This is a genomic window from Actinacidiphila sp. bgisy145, assembly GCF_057708125.1.
The window spans coordinates 1-21483 of the sequence record NZ_JBYIRL010000063.1 but is presented as its reverse complement, the minus strand read 5'-3'; the positions used below and the strand labels follow the sequence as shown (position 1 = coordinate 21483).

At 70.7% G+C, this 21483-nt stretch carries 14 protein-coding genes and 3 pseudogenes; 7 read left to right on the top strand and 10 right to left on the bottom strand.

The genetic code is table 11. The features are described 5' to 3' along the window. Positions 1-7: 7 nt before the first annotated feature. The 4 genes from AC3ERT_RS34665 to AC3ERT_RS34650 all read right to left on the bottom strand — a co-directional run bounded on the left by AC3ERT_RS34665 (position 8) and on the right by AC3ERT_RS34650 (position 6750). Positions 8-1171, bottom strand: coding sequence for a TetR/AcrR family transcriptional regulator (locus AC3ERT_RS34665; RefSeq protein ID WP_435178993.1), 1164 nt, complete (start codon positions 1169-1171; stop codon positions 8-10). Positions 1172-1603: 432 nt separating this feature from the next. After that, positions 1604-3910 (bottom strand): 3-hydroxyacyl-CoA dehydrogenase NAD-binding domain-containing protein, encoded by a 2307-nt coding sequence (locus tag AC3ERT_RS34660; RefSeq protein ID WP_435178991.1) that lies wholly within the window; start codon positions 3908-3910, stop codon positions 1604-1606. A 63-nt stretch (positions 3911-3973) separates the two neighbouring features. Beyond that, positions 3974-5185 carry an acetyl-CoA C-acetyltransferase gene (locus AC3ERT_RS34655; RefSeq protein ID WP_435178989.1) on the bottom strand — a complete coding sequence of 404 codons (1212 nt, stop codon included), beginning with the start codon at positions 5183-5185 and terminating at the stop codon, positions 3974-3976. Positions 5186-5421: 236 nt separating this feature from the next. Beyond that, a complete protein-coding gene (locus tag AC3ERT_RS34650; protein WP_435178987.1) occupies positions 5422-6750 on the bottom strand; it encodes a TetR/AcrR family transcriptional regulator in 1329 nt (442 codons plus the stop codon). Positions 6751-7140: 390 nt separating this feature from the next. Here AC3ERT_RS34650 and AC3ERT_RS34645 point away from each other — a divergent pair, with 390 nt between their 5' ends. Further along, the gene (locus AC3ERT_RS34645; RefSeq protein ID WP_435179019.1) at positions 7141-8976 is read left to right on the top strand and encodes an AMP-dependent synthetase/ligase; all 1836 of its coding nucleotides are present in this window, start codon (positions 7141-7143) and stop codon (positions 8974-8976) included. A 183-nt stretch (positions 8977-9159) separates the two neighbouring features. Further along, positions 9160-9756 carry a TetR/AcrR family transcriptional regulator gene (locus AC3ERT_RS34640; protein ID WP_435179017.1) on the top strand — a complete coding sequence of 199 codons (597 nt, stop codon included), beginning with the start codon at positions 9160-9162 and terminating at the stop codon, positions 9754-9756. 72 nt (positions 9757-9828) lie between these two features. On the opposite strand, the gene AC3ERT_RS34635 is transcribed toward AC3ERT_RS34640, so the two are convergent. Then, positions 9829-10737: an oxygenase MpaB family protein gene (locus tag AC3ERT_RS34635; RefSeq protein WP_435178985.1), complete on the bottom strand. Its 909-nt coding sequence runs from the start codon at positions 10735-10737 to the stop codon at positions 9829-9831. 1 nt (position 10738) lies between these two features. Then, complete coding sequence (locus AC3ERT_RS34630; RefSeq protein ID WP_435178983.1) at positions 10739-11638, bottom strand: enoyl-CoA hydratase-related protein; 900 nt, start codon at positions 11636-11638, stop codon at positions 10739-10741. Positions 11639-11845: 207 nt separating this feature from the next. On the opposite strand from AC3ERT_RS34630, the pseudogene tpg reads away from it, so the two are divergent. Beyond that, positions 11846-12130: pseudogene (tpg, locus tag AC3ERT_RS34625) on the top strand (telomere-protecting terminal protein Tpg); the annotation flags it as partial. Between the two features lie 23 nt (positions 12131-12153). Here tpg and AC3ERT_RS34620 read toward each other — a convergent pair. Both AC3ERT_RS34620 and AC3ERT_RS34615 read right to left on the bottom strand, forming a co-directional pair. Then, entirely contained in the window at positions 12154-12525 is a 372-nt protein-coding gene (locus AC3ERT_RS34620; protein WP_435178981.1) for a hypothetical protein, read from the bottom strand. 260 nt (positions 12526-12785) lie between these two features. Then, positions 12786-13388, bottom strand: a complete 603-nt coding sequence (locus AC3ERT_RS34615) for a CGNR zinc finger domain-containing protein (RefSeq protein WP_435178979.1) — start codon at positions 13386-13388, stop codon at positions 12786-12788. 2039 nt (positions 13389-15427) lie between these two features. Between AC3ERT_RS34615 and AC3ERT_RS34610 the strand changes: the two are divergent. Beyond that, positions 15428-16001: pseudogene (locus AC3ERT_RS34610) on the top strand (transposase); the annotation flags it as partial. 346 nt (positions 16002-16347) lie between these two features. Here AC3ERT_RS34610 and AC3ERT_RS34605 read toward each other — a convergent pair. Then, a pseudogene (locus AC3ERT_RS34605) lies at positions 16348-17112 on the bottom strand (IS5 family transposase). Between the two features lie 726 nt (positions 17113-17838). Between AC3ERT_RS34605 and AC3ERT_RS34600 the strand changes: the two are divergent. Then, the gene (locus tag AC3ERT_RS34600) at positions 17839-19296 is read left to right on the top strand and encodes a cytochrome P450 (protein WP_488180754.1); all 1458 of its coding nucleotides are present in this window, start codon (positions 17839-17841) and stop codon (positions 19294-19296) included. Between the two features lie 398 nt (positions 19297-19694). On the opposite strand, the gene AC3ERT_RS34595 is transcribed toward AC3ERT_RS34600, so the two are convergent. Beyond that, entirely contained in the window at positions 19695-20144 is a 450-nt protein-coding gene (locus AC3ERT_RS34595; protein ID WP_435178975.1) for a hypothetical protein, read from the bottom strand. Positions 20145-20627: 483 nt separating this feature from the next. Between AC3ERT_RS34595 and AC3ERT_RS34590 the strand changes: the two genes are divergently transcribed. Then, positions 20628-21020, top strand: a complete 393-nt coding sequence (locus tag AC3ERT_RS34590; RefSeq protein ID WP_435178973.1) for a hypothetical protein — start codon at positions 20628-20630, stop codon at positions 21018-21020. 150 nt (positions 21021-21170) lie between these two features. After that, positions 21171-21483 (top strand): hypothetical protein (locus AC3ERT_RS34585; RefSeq protein WP_435178971.1); only part of this gene is annotated, 313 nt, incomplete at its 3' end.

The following is a 21483-nucleotide window of genomic DNA, read 5'->3' as shown; positions in this document are numbered from 1 at the left end:
CGCCGCCTCACACGCCCAGCGCGCCCACCACCAGCGCGGTCACCGCCGACCGGTGCTCCGGGGTGTCCCGCCACCGCAGCAGCCGCCCCACCTCGACCACCACCCCCAGGCCCGCGTGCACCAGCAACCGGGCCTGCCGCGGGTCCAGTTCCGGCCGCGCCGACCGCAACTGCCGCTCCCACACCGCGATGTGCTCGTGCTGCGCGAGGATCACCGGCTCCCGCACGTCGTCCGGCAGACCGCGGACCTCCGCCTCGGCGACCCGGGTCAGCTCGGTGTTCTCGAAGCTGTACGCCACATACGTCGCCGCCAGCACCGCCACCGCCGCGCGCGGCTCGCGAACACCGTGCAGGTTGTGGTTGACCGCCTGCGCCAGCAGCTCCGCCGCCTGGAGGCACGCCGCCACCAGGATGTCGACCTTGCCCGGGTAGTGGCGGTAGAGCGCGGACGGGGCGAGCCCCGCCGCCTGGCCGATCTGCCCGTTGGAGACGCCCGCGAACCCGTCCCGCGCGAACAGCGGCACCGCGGCCGCCAGGATCTCCGCGCGCCGGGTGCGCGGCACCGGCTGCACCGGCAGGCTGACCGGCCGCGCACCCGCGACGGCCGCGCGCGGATCGGTGCGCGCCGCGCCGAGCGCGGAGTGCACCAGCGCGTCCTCCAACCGGCGTTGGGCGATCGGGGTGCGGTGCGTGGTCACCGAGCCGATCACGCCCAGTGCCGCCACCGCCCGCAGCTGCTCGTCCGGCAGCGGCCGGTCGCGCCGCACCGCCCCGGCGACCCGGCGGACGACGGCGTCGAACTTCGCCCGCAGCCGCCGCCGGTCCTCGCCGGCCAGATACCGCGCCTCCCACCGGTACACCCCGCCCGAGGCCCGGTGCGCCACCGTCACCCGGGCCAGCGCGGTCAGCACCTCCGCGAGGCCCGCCTCGTCCGGGACCGCTGCCAGCGCCGCGACGAGCCCGTCCGCCAGCCCTCCTGCGCACTCCGCGAAGAGCGTGTACTTGTTCGGGAAGTGCCGGTACAGCGCGGCCGCGGTGATGCCCACACCGGCGGCGATCTCCTCCATCGAGGCCGCGTGGTAGCCGCGTTCGCTGAAGACCCGGCCGGCGGCCTCCACGATGAGCTGCCTGCGGTTGCGCGGCCGGGCGGCCGCGGCCGGCTCGGCGCTCACCGGCACACCCGGGCGGAGACCAGCGCGGACAAGGGCATGGCCCAAGTCAATCACAACGCCGCCCCCCCGCACCGGGGCCCGCCAGGCCCGCCGCAGGCTGACCGGCCCGGCTGCCCCGCCCCCGTACCGGGCTTGCCGTATGCCGATCGGGGCGGCTTGCCTGCCTTCGCCGTACCGGGCCGCCGCTGGCTGCCCTGCCCTCGCCGCGCCGGGTTTGCCGTATGCCGACTGGGTCGGCTTGCCTGCCTTCGCCGTACCGGGTTTGCCGTATGCCGATCGGTTGTCCTGCCTGCCCTGGTCGCACGGGGTTTGCCGCCCGCCGCCGCGGCCCGGTTGCCCTGCCCGCTGCTGCGGGTCGGCCGCCTTGGCCCGTCGCCTCGGCCCGCTGCCGTCCCGCCCGCGGTCCGTCGCTGTGGTGCGTGGATGGGTTGGTTACTCGTAGCGTTCGCCGCGTTGGGCTTTCGCTGCCAGTGAGTTCGGGACGGTGAAGACGGTGCCGTAGCGGGCGTGCAATTCCCGTGCGCGGGTTGTGAATCCGGCTATGCCCCCCTCGTAGCCGTTGATGTACTGCAGGACGCCGCCGGTCCAGGGTGGGAAGCCGATGCCTAGCAGCGATCCGATGTTGGCTTCGGCGACGGAGCGCAGCACGCCCTCGTCTAGGCAGCGCACTGCCTCGAGTGCCTCGGCGAACAGCATGCGCTCCTTCATGTCCTCGAATGGGATGGCGGTGCCCGCAGTGCCCGCGGTGCCCGCAGTGCCCGCAGTGCCTGCGGTGCCCGCAGCGCCCGCAGTGCCCCCAGTGGCCGCAGCGCCCGCAGTGCCCCCAGTGGCCGCAGCGCCCTCAGTGCCTGTGGTGCCTGTGGTGCCTGTGGTGTCTGTGGTGTTGAAGGCGGTGGTCAGTCCGGGCCATAGGTGGGTCCGTCGGTCGTTGGTGTATGTGTAGAACCCGGCGCTGGTGGAGCGGCCGGTGCGCCCGAATTCGTCGATCATCCGGTTGAGGACTGCCTCGGAGCCGTGGGTGTCCCATGTGCTGCCTGCCGTCAGCACGGCCGTCTTCGTTTCTTGCTGGATTCTGCGTGGCAGGGTCAGGGTCAGTTCGTCTATTAGTTGGAGTGGCGCGGCTGGGTAGCCGGCCTGCGACCCTGCCTGTTCGACCGACGCTGGCGCGGCGCCCTCGCCGATCATGGCCATGGCCTCGTCCAGGTACCGGCTGATGACGCGGGAGGTGAAGAAGCCGCGGCTGTCGTTGATGATGATCGGGGTCTTCCCGATCTGCTGGGCGAGGTCGAAGGCTCTGGCGATCGCCGCGTCGGAGGTCTTCGCCCCGGCGATGATCTCCAGCAGCGGCATCCGGTCCACCGGCGAGAAGAAGTGCAGGCCGATGAAGTTCTCCTGCGCGTGCACGGCCTCGGCCAGGCCGGTGATCGGCAGGGTGGAGGTGTTCGATCCCAGTAGCGCGCTGGGGGCGAGGAGTTCCTCGATTTCCCCGAAGACCTTCGCCTTGAGCTTCGGGGACTCGAATACCGCCTCGATGACGAGGTCCGCGCCCGTGGTGTCGGCGGCGTCGCCGGTCGGGCGGATACGGGCCAGGACCGCGTCGGCGGCCTCGCGGGTCGTGCGGCCCCGGGTGACGGCCTTGTCCAGCAGGCCTGCCGAGTAGGCCTTGCCCCGGGCGGCGGCCTCGATCGTGATGTCTTTGAGGACCACTTCGATCCCGGCGAGCGCGCACACGTACGCGATGCCCGCGCCCATCATCCCTGCGCCGAGCACGGCGACCCGTTCCGCCCGCCAGGGCGCGTATCCGGGCGGGCGCGACGCGCCGCTGCCGATCTGCTGCATGTCGAAGAAGAACGCCTGCGTCATGTTCTTCGCGATCTGCCCGGTGGCCACCTCGACGAAGTAGCGGGCCTCGACCAGCATGGCGCTGTCGATGTCGACGCGCGCGCCCTCCACCGCCGCGGCCATGATGGCGCGCGGTGCCGGGTAGGGTGCGCCCTTCAGCCGCTGGCGCAGCGCCGCCGGGAACACCGGTAGCTGCGCGGCCAGTGCCGGGCTGCTCGGTGAGCCGCCCGGCATGCGGTAGCCGGCGGTGTCCCAGGGCTGCGCCGCGTGCGGGTGCGCCAGCACCCAGGCGCGTGCCGCGGTGAGCACCTGTGCGGGGGAGTCGGCGAGTTCGTCGACGAGTCCGTGCCCGAGGGCGGTCGCCGGGTCGTGGCGCTGCCCGTGGAGCAGGACGTTGGTCAGCGCGTCGGTGACGCCGAGCAGCCGCACGGTCCGCACCACTCCGCCGCCGCCGGGCAGCAGCCCGAGCGTGACCTCGGGCAGGCCGATCCGGGTGCCGGCCGTGTCGAGGGCGATCCGGTGGTGGCAGGCCAGGGCGATCTCCAGGCCGGCGCCGAGCGCGGCGCCGTTGATCGCGGCGGCCACCGGGCGGCCCAGTGTCTCCAGGCGGCGCAGGTTCCGCTTCAGGGCGAGGTTGGACGTCATGGCGGCCGCGGCGTCGGCGGGCCGGAGGGCGATCAGCTCGCCCAGGTCGCTGCCGGCGAAGAAGGTCTTCTTCGCGGAGGTCACGACCACGCCCCGGTAGGTGTCCTGCTCGGCCTCCAGCCGGTCCAGCAGTTGCGCGAAGGCGCTGAGGAACGCGGCGTTCAGGGTGTTGGCGGACCGGCCGGGGGCGTCCATGGTCAGCAGCAGGACGCCGTCGGCGCCCAGGTCCCAGCCGAAGTACTCGTCGCTCACGGATGAACCCGTTTCTGTGAAGGAGGAAGTGCGGGGTGGGGCAGGGGCGGCCGGGGCGCGCTGTCAGAGGCGCTCGACGACGGTGGCGATGCCCATGCCCCCGCCCACGCACAGCGTGACCAGCCCGTAGTGCAGGTCGCGGCGCTCGAGTTCGTCGAGGACGGTGCCGACCAGCATCGCGCCGGTGGCGCCCAGCGGATGGCCCAGCGCGATCGCGCCGCCGTTGACGTTGACTTTGTCCAGGGGCAGTTCCAGGTCCTGCATGAAGCGCAGTGCGACGGCGGCGAAGGCCTCGTTGATCTCCACCAGGTCCAGGTCGGCCACCGTGAGGCGGGCCCTCGCCAGCGCCTTGCGGCTGGCCGGGGCCGGGCCGGTCAGCATGAGCGTGGGATCGGCGCCGCAGACGGCGGTGGCCAGCACCCGGGCGCGCGGGCGCAGCCCGGCCCTCTGGCCCGCCTGCCGGCTGCCGATCAGCAGCAGCGCGGCCCCGTCGACGATGCCGGAGGAGTTCCCGGCGTGGTGGACGTGGTCGATCCGCTCCACCCAGTGGTACTTCTGGAGCGCCACCGCGTCGAAGCCGGCGTCCGCGCCGAGGGCGGCGAAGGACGGTTTGAGGGCGGCCAGGGCCTCCACGGTGGTGCCCGGCCGGATGAACTCGTCGTGGTCCAGGACGGTCAGGCCGTTCGGGTCGAGCACCGGGACGACCGACTTCTTGAAGTAGCCGCTGGATCGGGCGTGGGCGGCCCGTTCCTGCGAGCGCACCGCGAACTCGTCGACGCGGGTGCGCGAGTAGCTCTCCATGGTGGCGATCAGGTCCGCGCCGATGCCCTGCGGCACGAAGTACGTGTCGTAGCCGGTGAGCGGGTCCTGGAACATCGCGCCGCCGTCGGAGCCCATCGGCACCCGCGACATCGACTCCACACCGCCGGCCAGCAGCAGGTCCTCGGCGCCCGAGGCGACCTTCTGCGCGGCGGTGTTCACCGCTTCCAGGCCCGAGGCGCAGAACCGGTTGAGCTGGAGGCCCGCGGTGGTGTCCGGCAGGCCCGCGGCGATCGCGGCGGTCTTGGCGATGTCCGCGCCCTGCTCACCGGTCGCGGAGACCACCCCGAGCACCACGTCCTCGATGTCGCGGGGGTCCAGGCCCGGGTTGCGGCGCTGGATCTCCTGCATCAGGCCGACGACCAGGGAGATCGGTTTCACGCTGTGCAGCGTGCCGTTCTGCTTGCCGCGCCCGCGCGGGGTGCGGATCGCGTCGTAGATGTACGCGTTCGCCATGGCGCACTGTCCTTCCCGGCTGCTGGAGGGGGTCGGCGATCGACGGACCGGCGGCGGCCGGAAACCGGCGGCCGCCGGCCGGCGGGCGGATGCGGGGCCTGCGGCGGGCACTCGGGCGGGCATGCGGCCGCACCTCGGCACCGCATCGGCCGAGTTGGCTAATCACCATTAACAATCGCGGCCCGCACCACTCCCCGTCAAGACATCGTCAGATGATGTCCCGCCTCGTCATGAGGCTAGGTGCGGTTAACATCCAGGGCGGCCAGCGCGGCGGCCTGCAACTTCGCGGCGACATCGGCCTGTTCGGCCAGACTGCGGGTGCGCACCGAGTCGTTGATGACGGCGAAGGTCGCGTAGATGCGCATCCTGATCTCCGCCCCGGTCCGGTCCGGCAGGGCCGCCGCCACCGCCTCCTCCCAGTGCCGCGCGTACGTGCCGACCATCCGCCGCGCCTCGGCCCGGTCGCGGTCGGGCAGGTTGTGCGCCTCGGCCTGGAAGGTCGCGACCAGGCCCCGGTCGGCGACGACGGCCGCGACATACCGCTCCACCAGCAACGCCACCCGCCCGGCGGCCCGTTCGGGCTCGGCCGGGACGGGACTGAGCCCGTCGACCGTGCCGAGCAGGCGCTCGCTGAGCCGGCGGACGGCGGCGCGCAGCACATCGGCCTTGCCGTCGAAGTGCTTGTACACGCTCGGGCCCGCGATTCCGCAGGCGGCGCCGATGTCCTCCATGGTGACGCCGTGGTAGCCGAACTCCCAGAACAGGCGCACCGCCTGAGCGATCAGCATCTCGCGCCGCGAGGACGGCGCCGGGCCGCCGCCGTCCGCCTCCCCGTGCGCACCGGCGTCCGCTTCCCCGTGCGCACCGGCGGCCGCTTCCCCGTGCGCACCGGCGTCCGCTTCCCCGTGCCCACCGGCGTCCGTCTCCCCGTGCGCACCGGCGGCTGCTGCCGGGCGGCCGGGCGCCGGCAGTGCGACCCGCAGCACATCGACGGCCATGGCGGCCGTCAGGCGCTCCAGCTCCGGCCGCGGCGGGCGGATGCGGTGGTCGGAGACGCTGCCCAGCACGCTCAGCGCCGCCCAGGCGACCAACCGGGCGTCGTCGGCGGTCAGTTCCGGCCGGGCACGGCGCAGCTCGCCGATCATCTCGACCGGACCCGCGCTCATCCGCTCGGCCATCTCCGCGGCGTCCGCCGGCGCCAGGTGCCGGAACTCCCGCCGCCACAGCACCCCGAACTCCGGGTGCCGGACGACCCAGGCGGCCAGCGCCCGGACCGCCGCCTCCAGCCGCTCGGCCGGCTGCGCCGACGCCAACTCGGCGAGCGCCGCGGTGCGGATCGCGTCGATCTCGTCGAACCCGGCCCGCATCAGCTCGGCCAGGATCGCCGGCTTGCCCGCGAAGTGGCGGTAGATCGCCGGCCCGGACACCCCGGCGGCGGCCGCGATGTCCCAGACGGTGACGTTGTGGTAGCCGTCGCGGGCGAACAGGGCGCCGGCGGCGTCGGTCAGCTTGCGCCGCCGCGCGGTACCGCGGGCGGTCGCCGCCGGCCGCCTGCCGGTGCTCATGTCGACATCCTCCACCCTCCGATCATGCCGCACCGCAGCCGGCCGCGCCCCAACCGGAGCCCTGTGCCGGGCCGTTGACGGGTGGTACACCGATACATAGTCTGTATCGCCGCCAGGGTCGGGCGGCTGCCCGGCCCCGCGGGCGCCCCGGCCCGGACCGCCGGACCGCCGGACCGCCGACCAGTCGGACCGCCGACCAGCCGACCAGCCGACCAGTCGGACCGCCGACCAGCCGGACCGTTGAACCGCCGAACGGCCGGACCGCCGACCAGCCGGACCGCTGAACCGCCGACCAGTCGGACCGCCGACCAGCCGGACTGCTGAAGACCCGAGCCGCTCAACCGCCTCCAGGACGCACCTTCCGCTCTCCCCGTCGAGAAGAGGTCAGTGTTGACCACGATCCTGCGACTGCCCGCCGATCCGGCCGACGTCACCGTGCCCGCGCTGCTGCACCGCAACGCCGCCGACCACCCCGACCTGCCCGCGCTGTCCTGGCACGCCGACCAGGCCCCCCGGTGGACCACCCTGACCTGGGCCCAGGTCCGCACCCGGGTGCTGCGCCTGGCCGCGGCGCTGGCGGGCCTGGGCGTGCACCGCGCGGACAAGGTCCTGATGATGATGCCCGACATCCCCGAGCACTGGCTGTGCGACCTGGCGCTGGTCCACCTCGGCGCCGTCCCCGTCAGCGTCTACAACACCGCCTCCCCGGACCAGATCCGCCACATCGCCCGGCACAGCGGCGCCGGGATCGCGCTCCTGGACGGACCGGAGGAGGCCGCGCGCTGGGAGGCGGTCCTGGCCGACACCGGTTCCCGGGTGAGCCGGCTGTTCACCGTCCGGCCCGGCACGCCCTTCCCCCGCATCGCCCACCTCGAACGCACCGGGGGAGACGTCGCCGCGGTGGAGGCGGCCTGGCGCGCCGCCCGGGCCACGGACCTGCTCACCGTCGTCTACACCTCCGGCACCACCGGCGACCCCAAGGGCGTGGCGATCACGCACCGCGCCGTGCTGGCCAACGCGCTCGCCCTGGACGGCGCGACCGACCTGCCCGACCACGTCGCGCACGTGTGCTACCTGCCCTTCGCCCACATCGCCGAGCGCATGCTCGGCATCTACCTGCCGCTCTTCCGCGCCGGACACGTCTACCTGTGCCCGGACCCCGCCCAGTTGGGCGCGGTACTGCGCGACGTGCACCCCGTGCAGTTCTTCGGCGTCCCGCGGATCTGGGAGAAGCTGGCCGCCGCGGTGCGCACCGCCCTGGAGCAGGCGCCGCGGGACCGGCGCGAGGCGGTCGCCGCGGCCGGCGCGGTCGCCGTGCGCTACCAGGAGCAGGCCGAGCGCGGGGAGCAGCCCGGCGAGGAACTGGCCGCCGCCTACCGTGCGGCCCGCGAGGAGGTCCTCGCCCCGGTCCTGGCGCTGGGCGGACTGGACCGGGTCGAGCACGCCTCCAGCGCGTCCGCGCCCCTGCCGCCGTCCGTACGGGAGTTCTGGGCCGGCTTCGGCATCCGGATCATGGACGCCTGGGGCCTGACCGAGACGATGGGGGTGGCCACCACCAACCGGCCCGGCGCCTTCCGCGCAGGATCGGTCGGCAGGGCGACCGACGGGATCGAGGTCAAGCTCGCCGCCGACGGCGAGATCCTGGTCCGCGGCGCCTTCGTGACCAGCGGCTACGTCCGGGCCGACGGCGGCCTCGACCCGGTCGCGGACGCCGACGCGTGGTTCGCCACCGGCGACGTCGGACGGCTGGACGACGACGGCTTCCTGTGGCTGACCGACCGCAAGAAGGAACTCATCATCACCTCGCAGGGCAAGAACGTCTCCCCGGCCCTGGTGGAGAACGCCCTCAAGGCCCACCCGCTGATCGGCCAGGCGATGGCCCACGGCGACGGCCGCCCCTACCTCGTCGCGCTGCTCGTCCTGGACGCCGAGGCCGCCTCCGCGTGGGCGGCCGCCCGCCACATCGCCGGCACCCCCGCCGAACTGGCCGCCCACCCGCAGGTGGCCGCCGAGGTGGCCGCGGCCGTGCGGACCGCCAACGCCACCCTCAACCGGAGCGAGCAGGTCAAGAAGTACCTGCTGCTGCACCGCGAGTGGAGCCCGGAGTCGGGCGAGCTGACGCCCTCGCTGAAACTCGTGCGGCGCGTACTCGTCCGGCGGTACGCCGAAGAACTCGACGCCCTGTACGCCGACGGCCGAAGCCCGCGAAGCCGCCCCCGGGCGTGAGCGCCGCCTGCGTTGCCGGACCCGCCCTGCGCACCCCGGACATCGTGGCCGACCCCGGCCGGCACCGGCCACCGCCCGGTTATCATGATGCACATATCGGAATCTTGTATCTCCCAGGTGGTGGTCGGCATCGCTCCCGAGCCTCCCGGCGCGGCAAGCCCCGCGTCCGGCGCCTTCGCGGCCCTGTTCGGTGACGGCCGTCCGCCGCCCGACGACCCGACCGCCGAACGGATTCTGGACTCCGCGCTCGACCAGTTCATCGCCTTCGGGCTGCGCCGCACCTCCGTCGACGACATCGCCAAGCGCGCGGGGCTGACCCGGGTGACGGTCTACCGGCACTTCCAGAACCGCGACGTGCTGGTCGCCGCCACCCTCTACCGCGAGTACCAGCGCTTCCTGGCGGTCCTGGACCCGGTGGTCAGGGTGGTGCCGACGATGGAGGAGCGGATCGTCGAGGGCTTCCTCGTGGCGCTGCGCCATGTGCAGTCGCACCCCCTGATCGGCGGCCTGCTGCGCAGCGAACCCGAACTGGTCCTGCCGGCCCTGACCGTGGACGGCGGGCCGGCGCTGGTCGCCATGCGCGAGTACCTCACGCGCAGCTTCACCCGCTTCCAGCGCGAGGCGGGGATCAGCGGCGGCGACCCGGCGCCGGCGGCCGAGATCATGGTGCGGGTGGTGATGTCGTTCCTGCTGAACCCCACCTCCTGCGTGGAGTTGGCCGACGACGAGGCCGCCCGCGCCTTCGCCCGCCGCTACCTCGCGCCGATGCTCCGGGCGTGAGCGGTCATCTGACGGCACATCAGGAGAAGCCGGCGCCCCGGCTCACGGCGTCCCGGCTCACGGTGTCCCGGCTCATGGCGACCCGGTCGCCTCGCCGGTCCGTTCGCGGGGCACCGGGCAGCCGTGCTGCCGCTCCCCGGGGGCGAACGTGCCGAGTTCGCCGATCCGGAAGCCGTCCGGATACGACCGGACCCGCCGTCCGTTGCGGGCCAGGCTCGGGGTGCGGCGCGGCGGCAGGTGCCGTACCACCCGGCCGCGCAGGCGCATCCCGGCCCGTACCGCCTTCTGCAAGGCCGCCGGCGGCCGGGGATAGCCGAACGCCTCCCGCAGCGGATCGTCGAGCAGGCAGATCGACGACAGGCGCACCTGCCGCGCGAGGACCTTCGGGTACCAGGTCCGCATGAGGTCCAGCGTCGCGTCGGACACCGCGCGGCCGCCCGGCGTGAACGCGAAGTGCGCGCGCTCGTAGGCGTCGAGCAGCTCCTCGAACTCCTCGTACGTCGCCGGGATGTCCCGCAGGCCCATGCGGCGGCCCAGTTCGCGGTAGTAGTTGACGGTGGCGCGGACCTCGTGCGGGCAGTACGGCCGCCAGCCGTAGGCGTCCACCCACCGTCTGGGCACGACGACGAAGGTGGCGAGCACGTAGCGGAAGTCGTCGTCGGCGATGTCGTAGCGCCGGTGCATCCGGTTCATCCGGCGGATGGCCTCGCGCCCCTGCGGCGCGTCGAAGCCGTGCTCCAGCGCCGCTTCGAGGATGAGGACGGTGTCGTCGTAGCGCTTCTGGGCGCGCCGGGTGAACTCGCCGGTCTCGGCGAGGAGGTTGCCGATGGCGGGTACCGCGTAGGTGCGGTAGAGGGCGAATGAGAGCGACTGGCTGGTGTCCCAGGGGAACTCGTGCTGGCCGCTGATCCGGTAGATCTCGGCGAAGTCCGTCTCGGGGTCGAGGGTTTCGATGCGCTCCAGCCACGCGTGTCGTTTCATGTCACTCCTGGCTCCTGCGTGAAGGGCGCCGCGCTCCTTCCGGCGCGGCGGCGTACGCCGGCAGGCCGCCGGGGACGGCCGTCGGGAAGTGCGGTGCGCGCTGTTCGAAGTAGGAGGCCACACCCTCGGCGGCGTCGGGGCCGCGTACGGTCTCGTGGACCAGCCGGGAGTCGGCTCGGTGGACGGGTTCGGGGCTGTCGGCCCAGGCGAGCCGGTAGACCAGGCGCCGGGTCAGCGCCACCGACAGCGGCGCCACCTCGCGGGCCAGTTCGGCCGCCAGCGCGTGGGCGGCCGCGGTCAGTTCGTCCGCGGGGTGCACGGAGGTGAGCAGTCCGGCGGTCAGCGCCTCGTCGGCGAGGAACGTACGGCCGGAGATCAGCCAGTCCATCGCCCGGGTCAGGCCGACGATCCGCGGCAGCCACCACGCCGAGGCGCCCTCGGGCACGACACCCCGGCGGGTGAAGGGGAACGCGAACTTGGTGCCCTCGGCGGCGAGCCGGAAGTCGGCCGGGAGCAGCATGGTGGCCCCCGCCCCGGCCGCGGCGCCGTGGACCGCGGCGATGACCGGCTTGTCCATCCGGTACATCACCGAGGTCACCACGCCCGCGGGTTCCAGGTAGGTGCCGGCCGCCACGGCGGCCTCGGCCGCCCGGTCCGCCTTCGCCCCGAACGCCCGCTCGCCGTCGTCGCCTGCCGTAAGGTCGGCGCCCACGCAGAAGCTGCGGCCGGCCCCGGACAGCACCACGGCCCGTACGCCGTCGTCGGCGTCCGCGGCGCGCAGCGCGGCCGCCAACTCCTCGGCCATCCGCACGGTGAAGCCGTTGCGCGCCTCCGGCCGGTCGAGCGTGACCGTGGCGACGTGCGACGCGACGCCGTAGCGGATCGTGGCGAACTCGGCCATGGCCCCACTCCGAGACATCCGGCCCGTGCCGCCGGCACGCGCCGGGGCATGCGGGAGCTGAGTCGGCGTCAGGCTACATCAGCGCCCGTCCAGTGGCTAGGGAGCATTAACATCCGCCCCCGGATCAGGCCGCCTCGTACTCGACGCCCTCGTACGACCAGGCCATGACGGTGCGCCCGACCATCAGCGTCAGGGCTTGGTGATGCGCTTCAGCCTGCGGTGGTGAATACCGCGACCCGCCCCATCCCGAAGTCGGCGCGGGCCCGGATGCGTTTCCTGGTCAAGGTGGAGGGGGGTTCTACGGCGGCTGTCGCGGCTCGCCTCGGGGTTACTCAGCGTACGGTGGAGCGCTACCTCAAGGGCACCCTGCCCCGCCCCCGTAAGGATCTGGCGGCTCGTCTGGAGCGCGAAGTCCGCCGCGACTGGCAGCCTCGTGTCCGGCAGCGTGCGAAGAAGGCGGTGAACCTGGGCACGTGGGCCGAAGCGCGATAGTTGCCACAAAGGCGCGTTTGCTGTCACTCGGGGGCGTCTGCCGTCGTTTGTGTGGTGGTGGGCCGGTGCATGCGGTAGCAGGCCACCACTGCTGTCGCTGTGGAGTCCAGAAAGATCATGAACACCGGCGATTTGTCCACCGGTTCAATGCAGCCGGCACGGAGGAGCTCGTCCCCGGCCTGCTGGAAGATCTCGACGGAGGCGGCAAGGCCCTCGAACACGTGGCCACGCTGCTCGGAGCGGTGCAGCCGACGCCGGAAGACACCCGCGTGCTGATTGGCGGGGGTCAGGCCCTCCCAGACGACGAAGTCACCCCCGGCGATCAAAGCGTCGCGTGCGGGTCCGCACGCTGGAGTCTGTTCGCCGATCATGCCTATGAGGTCGTCGCGCGTCACGCTGCGGCCTGGTGACAAAGAACACCGGCCATCGGTCGGGTGTGACAACTGCAGCGCCTCTCTGGTGACTGTCCGGCTGCTTCGACTTGGTTCTTTCGCAGCCTATTTGGTGCCGTCGGTGACAACCGGTATCAGTGTCAGTTCCTCGGCTTTGGTGGGGTGGTTGATATTGTGCTGGATCGGTTTGTCTTCCCTGGTGTTGATTTCGGTGATCGGCTTGTTCAGTTTGGTGAGCGGGGCGGTTTCGGGTTGTGCGGGTGCTATGTGAAGCTGGTTTGCTGGTTTGCTTGTTGGGTGTTGTGTGTGGGGTGTGGTTGTGTGTTTTTTTTGCGGGCGCGGTAGTTGGCGGCTTTGATTTTGTTGCCGCAGGATTGCATGCCGCACCATTGGCGGCGGTTGCCGCGGGAGTGGTCGATGTAGATGCGGGTGCATTCGGGGTTGCTGCATTCTTTGAGTAGGGGGATGTCTGGTCCGGTGAGTAGTTGGATGGTTTGGCGGGCGAGGGTGGAGAGTGCTTCTTGGGGGGTGGCGATTGTGTGGCGGTGTCCGTCCGGGGTGATCTGGGGGACGGCTGAGGGGGTGCGTGCGGTGGTGTTGAGCAGGTCCAGTGCTTCGGGTTCGTATGTGTGGTCGTTGCGGCGTGCGGTGATCAGGGTGTAGATGGCTTCTCGTAGGGTGATGGCTTGGTCGAGGTCGGCTTGTTGGCTGGGTGCGATTGCGTCGACGGTGCCGGATTCGGTGTACCAGGCGTCGAGTCGGTCGGGTGTGGGGAACATGTCGAAGCGTGTGGTCCGGCGGGCGCGCAGGGTCGCGGCGAAGTCCAGGGCGGGGTGTTCGCAGACGAAGACGTGGCTCAGGTTCACATCACCATTTTGACAGGTGACGATGGCGTGGGCAAGGGCGACTGCTCAGGGGTCGAGTGCTCGGGGGCCGACCCCTGAGCGGCGCTTTGGGGGTGCTCGTCGCTGTGCTGGACGGTGTGCCGCTCATCCTTGCCGGCTTCTTCGGCGCAGTCCGCACTACCGGGTCCTCGACCGTGTCGCCTGTCGGCTGTTGCCTGTTGTCTGGCCGTGCGTGGCCGCCGCGCCGGCGTCCTGGTGCTCGCCGCCGGCCTTGTGGCCCGTCGCTGTCCTGTGTCTGCGTGTCACCGCCGCGGTCGTGGTCGTGGTCGTGGTCGTGGCGGGGTGTCGGGGCCGGGGGTGGTGTCTGCGTGGGCGTGCGGGGGCTGCCGTCGAGGATCTGGTCGCTGGTGTCGGCCGTGCTTTCCGGCGAGGCGTGACGTGTATCTGCTGGGGGTCCTGTGGACTGCTGTGGCGTTTCGTTCGCTGGGGAGTTGTGGGAGGTGCTCGGGACTGCCGTCGGCTACACGCTTCGGAGTGTCTCTCTTCGTGTGTGCCGGCATCCATGGCGTTGCGGACTTTGCCTCGGTCGAGTTCGCTGGCGAGGCGAGTTTCTGGTGCGCTCCTTTTCACGGACGACTGCCTGTTCGACGAGTATGCGGAGTTTCTCGGTCTGACCTGGTTCCAGGATGCGCTCGTCGGTGCGGACGCGGTGTTCTCCCATGACGTGTTCTCCCAGGCGGTCTCCCATGCCGTGTTCCCACGCGGCGTCTTCTTCTCACGCTCGCTGATGTTCGGGGAGACTTTCTTGGAGTATGCCGCGTTCGCCGGGATGGCGGTGTGCGTCCCGGTGGTTTTCGGGGAGAAGGCGCGGTTTTGCGAAGTGGCTTTCGGTCAGGACGTCCTTTTCGTCGGAGCCGTGTTGCACGGCGGACGCCTTCTTTCCTGGGGTGGAGCTCATCGGGCGCGTGGGGGTAGCGATCTTCTGCGGCGGTCAGGTGGGCTCGGGCCGCGCCGTGTTGCGGGCCCCGATGCGGCGTCGCATCGCCGCAGTCCGCTGGTCGCTGTACGCCGTGCGGAGGGACGTGGCGATCGTTCTCGGTGTCCGCTGCGCCGGCATCCACGTATACGTCGGCGTCCGCTCATGCGGCGCCGTGCTCTCCCAGCCCGTCGCCGTCAGCTTCCGCTCAGCCTCCTGACTTTCGAGGGCATCCTGCTTTCGAGGAACTACTGGCCGGCCACGACGTACGTTCCGCGATCCTGGCCCTGGTGGGTGTGGGGGCTGTGCTCCGTGCGTTCGCCGGGACGGGCCTGTGCGTGTGCCGTCTCAGCGGGCCTACTACCTCGACCAGTTCCGCTTCGGGGGTGACGTGGTCTTTGCCGGTCTTTCGGTCTTCGGTCCGAGTACGCCGGCTCCTGGCCCTGGCGGGTGTGGTGGTGGACCGGCCGGGGGAGCACAGCCGAAGAACACCACTGGCGAGTGCTGCCGCTACCCGGCCGGTCCCGGATGCGGACCTGAGGCTGGCAACCCGGAAGCCCGCCCCCCGACCCCGCCCGCCGGCCCTGCCGCCACACCGGGCCCCGAGACGCCGCTGCCGCGTACCGGCATCTGCGCAAAGCCCTTGGAAGACGGTACGAACGAGTCGGGTGCCGCCGACTTCTCCCACGGCGAGATGGAGATGCGCCGTCTGGACCGCGGCACCTCCTTGGGTGGACGTGTCCTGCTCCATGCCTACGGGCTGGTCTTCCGGCTGCGGCTTACGCGCTTCACGTGCTCTTGCCGCGCCGGCGGCCGCGATGTCCCTCACGGTGGTACTGACCATGTGTGGGGGTCTGCCCCGCCCGGCGCCCGCCCAGATGGCCACCGGCGTCATGCCCGCCCCCGCAACCGGATCTACCTGGTGATCGACCGGAGCGACCCCGGCCTGTCTTGACCGCTGGGCCAACGCCGGACCGCTGAGCGAGCGCAGAGTGCCGGCCGAGCCGTCCTCAACTCCGTCGTCGTCCGCAGCAGCGGGACGGTGAATCGTTCGGTGTGACTCCTGATCATGGAGGTTGCATGGATGACCGGTGAGAACGTGGCCGAGCAGGACGCTGCCGAGTGGGCAGCGGCTGTGTCGGCGAAGGCCGTGGGCGGCCGGCTGGTCGACGCGTTGGTGGGCCGGGCCCTGGACGAGGGTTGGCAGCTGACCGGCGAGGGCGGACTGTTGCAGGAGCCGACCGAGCGGCTGCTGGAATCCGCCCTGGAAGGTGAGACGTGAGACCGCCGACCACCTCGGCTACGCACGTACGATCCGGCGGGGCCCGTACGATCGGGCGGGCAAGGGCGGCGGCAGCTCCCGTCACGGCACGCGTTCCAAGGCGGTGCTGATCGACGTGGGGCTGGTGGAGATCGCGGTGTCCTGCGACCGGGGCGGCTCCTTCGAACCGAAGATCGTCACCGAAGCGGCGGAAGTGCCTGACCGGTGTCGACGGGATGGTTGTCGAGCCGGCCGCGAAGGGCCTGACCGCCGGCGAGGTCCAGGTCCACCTGGCCGAGGCCCATGGCGCCGAGGTCTCCCGCCGGGCCGTCTCCACCGTCACCGACGAGTGGTCCTTGAGGGCATGGCCGAATGGGAGAACCGACTTCTCGATCCGCCGCATCGTCTGCACCACCGAATGCGATCGAGGCATCGCCCAGGTCAGGCCAGGGGACGGGGACGGGGACGGGGGCGGGGGGTGGCGCAGCCCCGAACGTGCCGGGACATGCGGCGGCGCGCGAGTGTGTCCGGCAGGCCGTGGGTCTGGCGGATACGGTCTGCCGGGTGCGTGTCCTCGCTCCACTGTCACGACGTTCCCTCGGCTGGGTGTCACAACCGGATTTATGAGGATCGGGCATCTGACTGCACTTTCGACGAAGTGGTTGAGCCGTATCGCTGACATCGATTTGGCGGTTTATCTGACGCTGGGCGATGAATCTCGGGACATTGAGCGTTTTCCATCCTCAGTCTGAGCTGGCCAGATGCAGGCAGAGGACGGCTTGGACGAGGCTAGTGATCCGGGTGGTGGAGCATCGGAGTTTGCGCAGGAGGCGCCAGTTCTTGAGGGTCGCCATGGCCTGCTCGACGAGGGCTCGGATCTTCGCGTGGGACCGGTTGACGGCCTTCTGACCTGCGGAAAGCTTCTCCTATCGGCCCCAGTACGGGACGCGGACCGTACCCACGGCACCTCGGTAGCCCTAGTCGGCCCAGCAGGTGACGCCGGCCTTTGCAAGAGCGGCGATGATGCCGTGTTCACGGGCGGCCCGGACATCGTGGACGGCTCCGGGCAGAGCCGGTGACACCCACAGCAGCCGGCCGGACGGATCGGCCAGGACCTGCACATTCATCCCGTGCTTCTTGTGCTTGCCGGAGTAGAAGGGGCGGTCCGCGGCGATACGATCGATCGGCAACAGGGTCCCGTCCAGCAGCACGAACGCCTTCGTCGATGCCGTCCGGGCCGCTTCCGCGAGAGTCGGGGCGAGCGTGGCCAGGAGCTCGACGGCTTCGGCAACGTACCGGTAGGCCGTCGTGGTCCCGATGCCGAAACCGGCTGCGAGCTGGGCGTACGGATGGCCGCTGCGAAGGTAGGCGAGGGTGAGCAGAGCTTGCCGCCCCGGGCTCAGACGCCTCCACCGAGTGCCGAGCTCCCGGCGGTGCTGGCGGAGCCTGGCGGACAAGAAGCGAAGGGCAGAGCTGGACACGTCGACGCCCGACGGGTAGACAAGCACACGAAGCCCCTGGTGGAGACGGATTTCTTGGTCGAAAACCTATCTACCAGGGGCTTCACCTGTCTGCCAGCCCAACTGACCTGCTCAGCTGCCAGGTTGGAAAGGGCTCATTGCCACGAGGAATCCAATGGGAACGGGTGAGCGGACCTGCAGCTTTGCTCTCGTAGGTCGGCCGTCCAAGGCGATTGGTGCTGGTGAGGCAGCCGTAGGGTGTGGGCGGTATTTATTGGTCGTGCGGTGGTGTTTCACGGCTCTGGTGGTCTGGCTGAAGTCGGCTGGTGGGGAGGTTGCCAATGTCGTGCGTGACCGAAGAGCGGATGCCTTGCTGGAGGTTGAGGCCAGGTGGGTGTTCCAGCCATGTGGCCCGTGTGTCCGTCGGCAGTCGTTGCCGAGCTGTCAGCGGGTGGGCGGGGCTGTGTTCAGGAAAAGCGATGGCAAAGCCCTGCTAGCATTGCAGGCCAGTAAGCCCACCCCGCGGGCGCGGGGATGACTCGCCAGCCATGGGACCGTATCCGCGTCCGGTGCCCTCCACCCTGCGTGCGTGGGGATGACCTCGGGCGGGGGGCGCCGTCTCCTTGCTGCCGGCTCCGAAGCGCGGCCCCTGAGAACTGTGAGTCAGCCGCCCCCCACCAGTCCCGGAAGCCCGCTGCGGCCCGTACCGCCACCGCCGCGCCGTGACGGCGAGGCATCTACGCCTCCTGGCATGGTGGTGCTCCGGTCGCAGCAATGCCGGGTGACGGCACCCCGTCGTCGCCGGAGCCGGTAGGAGGAGCCCCGACCACGGTGGCCGACCTGGGACCGGGGACGGACGCGCCTGCGGGCGAGGCACGAACGGGAACGGAGCCTGAAGTGGGCAAGAGCGGAACACAGTTCACGCGAGTACCAGGAAACCGCCCACTGGTCGGCCACTTCCTACGGCTACGGCGAGAGCCCCTGCGATTCCTGGAATCCCTCCCGGCATACGGAGACCTCGCACGGATCCGCCTCGGCCCCTGGCACGTACTCGTCGCCTGCCACCCGGACGTCGCCCACGAAGTACTCACCGACTTCCGCCGCTTCGACCGCACCGGGCCCGTCTACGACACGGTACGCCAGGCCATGGGCACGGGCCTGGCCACCGCCGGCTACCACGACCACCGCCGACAGCGCCTGGTCATGCAACCCGCCTTCCGCCGCGAACACCTCAACGGCTACGTCGAAGTGATGCGCAAACAGGTGACCACGGCCACCACCGACTGGCACCACGGCCAAACCCTCGACCTCACCGAAGCCATGTTCGAACTCACCACCAACGTGGCACTCGCCACCCTGTTCTCCTCCCACCTCGACGAACACCAGACACGGAAACTACGCACCGCCCTCGACATTTTCCTCAGCGGCCTCACCTCCCAAGCAGCACTCCCCGCCCTCGGCCGACTGCCCACCCCGCGCAACCGCCGCTACGCCCGGGCCCTCGCGGACTGGCAGACCCAGGTCCGCCGGCTCATCGAGAGCTACGCCGAGCCCGGCACCGGGCAGGACGACCTGATGTCACGGCTGCTGGCCGCCCGCGACGAGAACGGCCGCGCCCTGTCGCACCAGGAACTCTCCGACCAGGTCGCGGTGCTGCTGCTGGCCGGTGGGGAGACGACGTCGTCAGCCGTGGTGTGGGCGATTCACCTGCTGTCGGGCCGCCCGGACATCCGTGCCGCGGTACAGTCCGAAGCGGACACGGTGCTCGGCGGGCGGACAGCGGGCCTTGCCGACCTGCCGCGGCTGGAGCTGACCGGCCGGGTCGTGAAGGAGACCCTGCGGCTGTTCCCGCCAGGCTGGCTGACGCTGCGAACCGCCACACGCGACACCACACTGGGCGGCCACTGGCTCGAAACAGGCAGCATGGTGCTGGTCAGCCCCTATCTCCTGCACCGCCGGGAGGACTTCCACCACGATGCCGCCCGCTTCGAACCGGACCGCTGGCTCACGGGCCCACCCGCCGCACGCGGCTCCTACCTGCCCTTCGGCGCAGGCGCCACCAAATGCATCGGCGAGGAGTTCGGAGAGGCCGAAGCAACCGTGATCCTGGCATCCCTGCTGAGCCGATGGAACCTGACACCGACCGGCGACCCCGTCACGTGCTCAGCCCGCCTGGTCCTCTCGCCGGCATCATTCCGCGTCCGACTCAGCGCACGATCCGCCACCAGCTAAGCACCAGGCACTACAGCTCCCGAGCGAGAACCCCCTCTCGCCAGCCTGCCGACCACCCATCACCCCGGCCCGCACCGTAAGCCGACCGCCACCGGACATTCGCAGCGACGGCGCCCGGCCCCAGGCAACCGCGGCCGCACCGTTGTCAGCGGCTGGGGGTACGGTGCTGAGGAGTGGGCCGGTCAGAGATCGTGAGGGACTCGCGGCTATGAGGGGTGGGTGTGGAAGGTCCCCGGCGGCCAGCTCGGGGCTGGAATGGGATCCGTGTCCCCACCCCTCACACCCTCTCCTCGTCAGCTTGCTGCCCTGTAAGGTCGGCTGCTTTCTGCCGACGCAGCATCTCAACTCCGTCTCGCCCTCGGGACCGGCCGACCGTGCCCACTCTCGCGCCCTTGCTGTCAGGGGGGCGTTTTCTTCGGTTCGAAGGGAAAGGAGGGGTAGCCGTCGTAGCAACTGCCGTCGGGATGGATGTTCGGGGAGTGCATGCCGATCCGGTACAGGATGGTGAGGATCACGATGGTCACGAGGGGGAGCAGCCATTGCAGACATCGCAGTGCCGGCATGGGAAAGGCGAGGGCCCATAAGGTGGTCTGGGCCAGGAACAGGATGACGGTCATGACGACGAAGACTTCGAAGGTCGTGACGACCACGAGGTAAGAGTTGCCCAGTGCGTCGTTGCCCAGGGGGCAGTTCTGCCAGGCTCGTTGGGTGAGTGCCGATCCTGTGATTGCTCCTACGGCCGCGAATATCGGGGAGCGAAGCAAGAACATGGGCGGCGGCAGCTCAAAGCGCGGCCACGTGCCGCGGCTCGCCGGACCGCCCGCAGGGGTGATGGCCTGATGGCTCATGAGTGGGAGTACGCCCGGGCAGACCGGACCGGTTCCCTCCGCCCCGCACATCCCTCCTCGTACTCCAGCGCGACTTTGAAGGGGCCGGGCAACGGGCGCGCTGGCGATCTGTGCCCCGTCCAGTGGGAGAGCGGTTGTTGCGCGAGTGTCATCGAGCAGGCCCGGCACGCAGGACGAGCCGGTGGCGCCGGTCACTGCAGGCCGGGGCCTCGCCGGCGCGCCGGTGCCCCCGTACTCCATCCTGCGGGCGTGGGGATGACTCGGTCGGTCGGCCCTTCGCCTTCGCGATCGACCCCTCCACCCCGCGGGTGTGGCAATGCGGGGTAGTTGCCGCACTGCGGGGATCCCCTGGCCGGAGGGGGTACTGGCTTCGGGAGAGGAGCGTGAGGCAGGTGTACTGACGGCGCTATCCGCTCGATGATCCGCGCCGGAGATAGCATCGGTGCGGCCTGCGGTGGCGCGGTGGATGTAAGGAGACGGGTGTTGACGGACGGCGTGCGCGTACTGACGAGAGTCGAGGTCGTCGATCTGCTGGGCAGGTTCAATCACACCATCGGCTTCCCCGCAGATGACGAGTTCGTGATCATTCACGGCCCCAACGGAGTGGGGAAGACGATGCTGCTCGACCTCATCACCGCTGTCGCATCTCCGATGGACATTGTCAAGATCGCACGCTTGCCGTTCGCAGCCCTGGTCCTGCACTTCAACGACGGATCGGTCCTGGAGGTGCGCAAGGAGGCGCCGGTGACCACTGCCGAGGAGCGGCTTATGCGGGAGCTGGATGCTGCTTTCTCCGTCCGTGATCTGGCCTTTTTCCTGCAGGGGCCGGCGTTGCCGCACCAGGTGTCCTGGTCCCCGCAGCTTGACAACGCCTGACGCAATCTCGTCACGCTCCTGGGCCACTTTGAGATGCTCGATGACCGTGCTCGTATCCGCTGGAACAGGGCCGCCCGCTCGTTGTCCGGAAGAGCCCGGGAAGATCTCATGGGGCGCTTCAGCTCAGAACCTCCTGAGGTCTTTGCGAACATGATGCTCGAGCAGATGCCGCCGGAACTGGGTGACTTCCTGGCTGGGATCACCGTTCATAGCATCGTCACCCATCGGCTGCTGGGCCTGTCCGCGGTCGAGGAACGCGCAGGCACTCGCGCCAAGTCCCGGCCGGCACTGACCAAGGTGGAGGAGTTCGCCCAGGACCTGGCGCGAAGGCTTGCCAAGGAGCTGTCCGAGAACTCCCGAACCTCTCAGGAACTGGGCCGCACCTATCCGCAGCGCCTTCTGGAAAGCCCGGTGGAAGACGTGAGTGAGCAGGAGATCCGGGAGCGCTACGACGCACAGAACG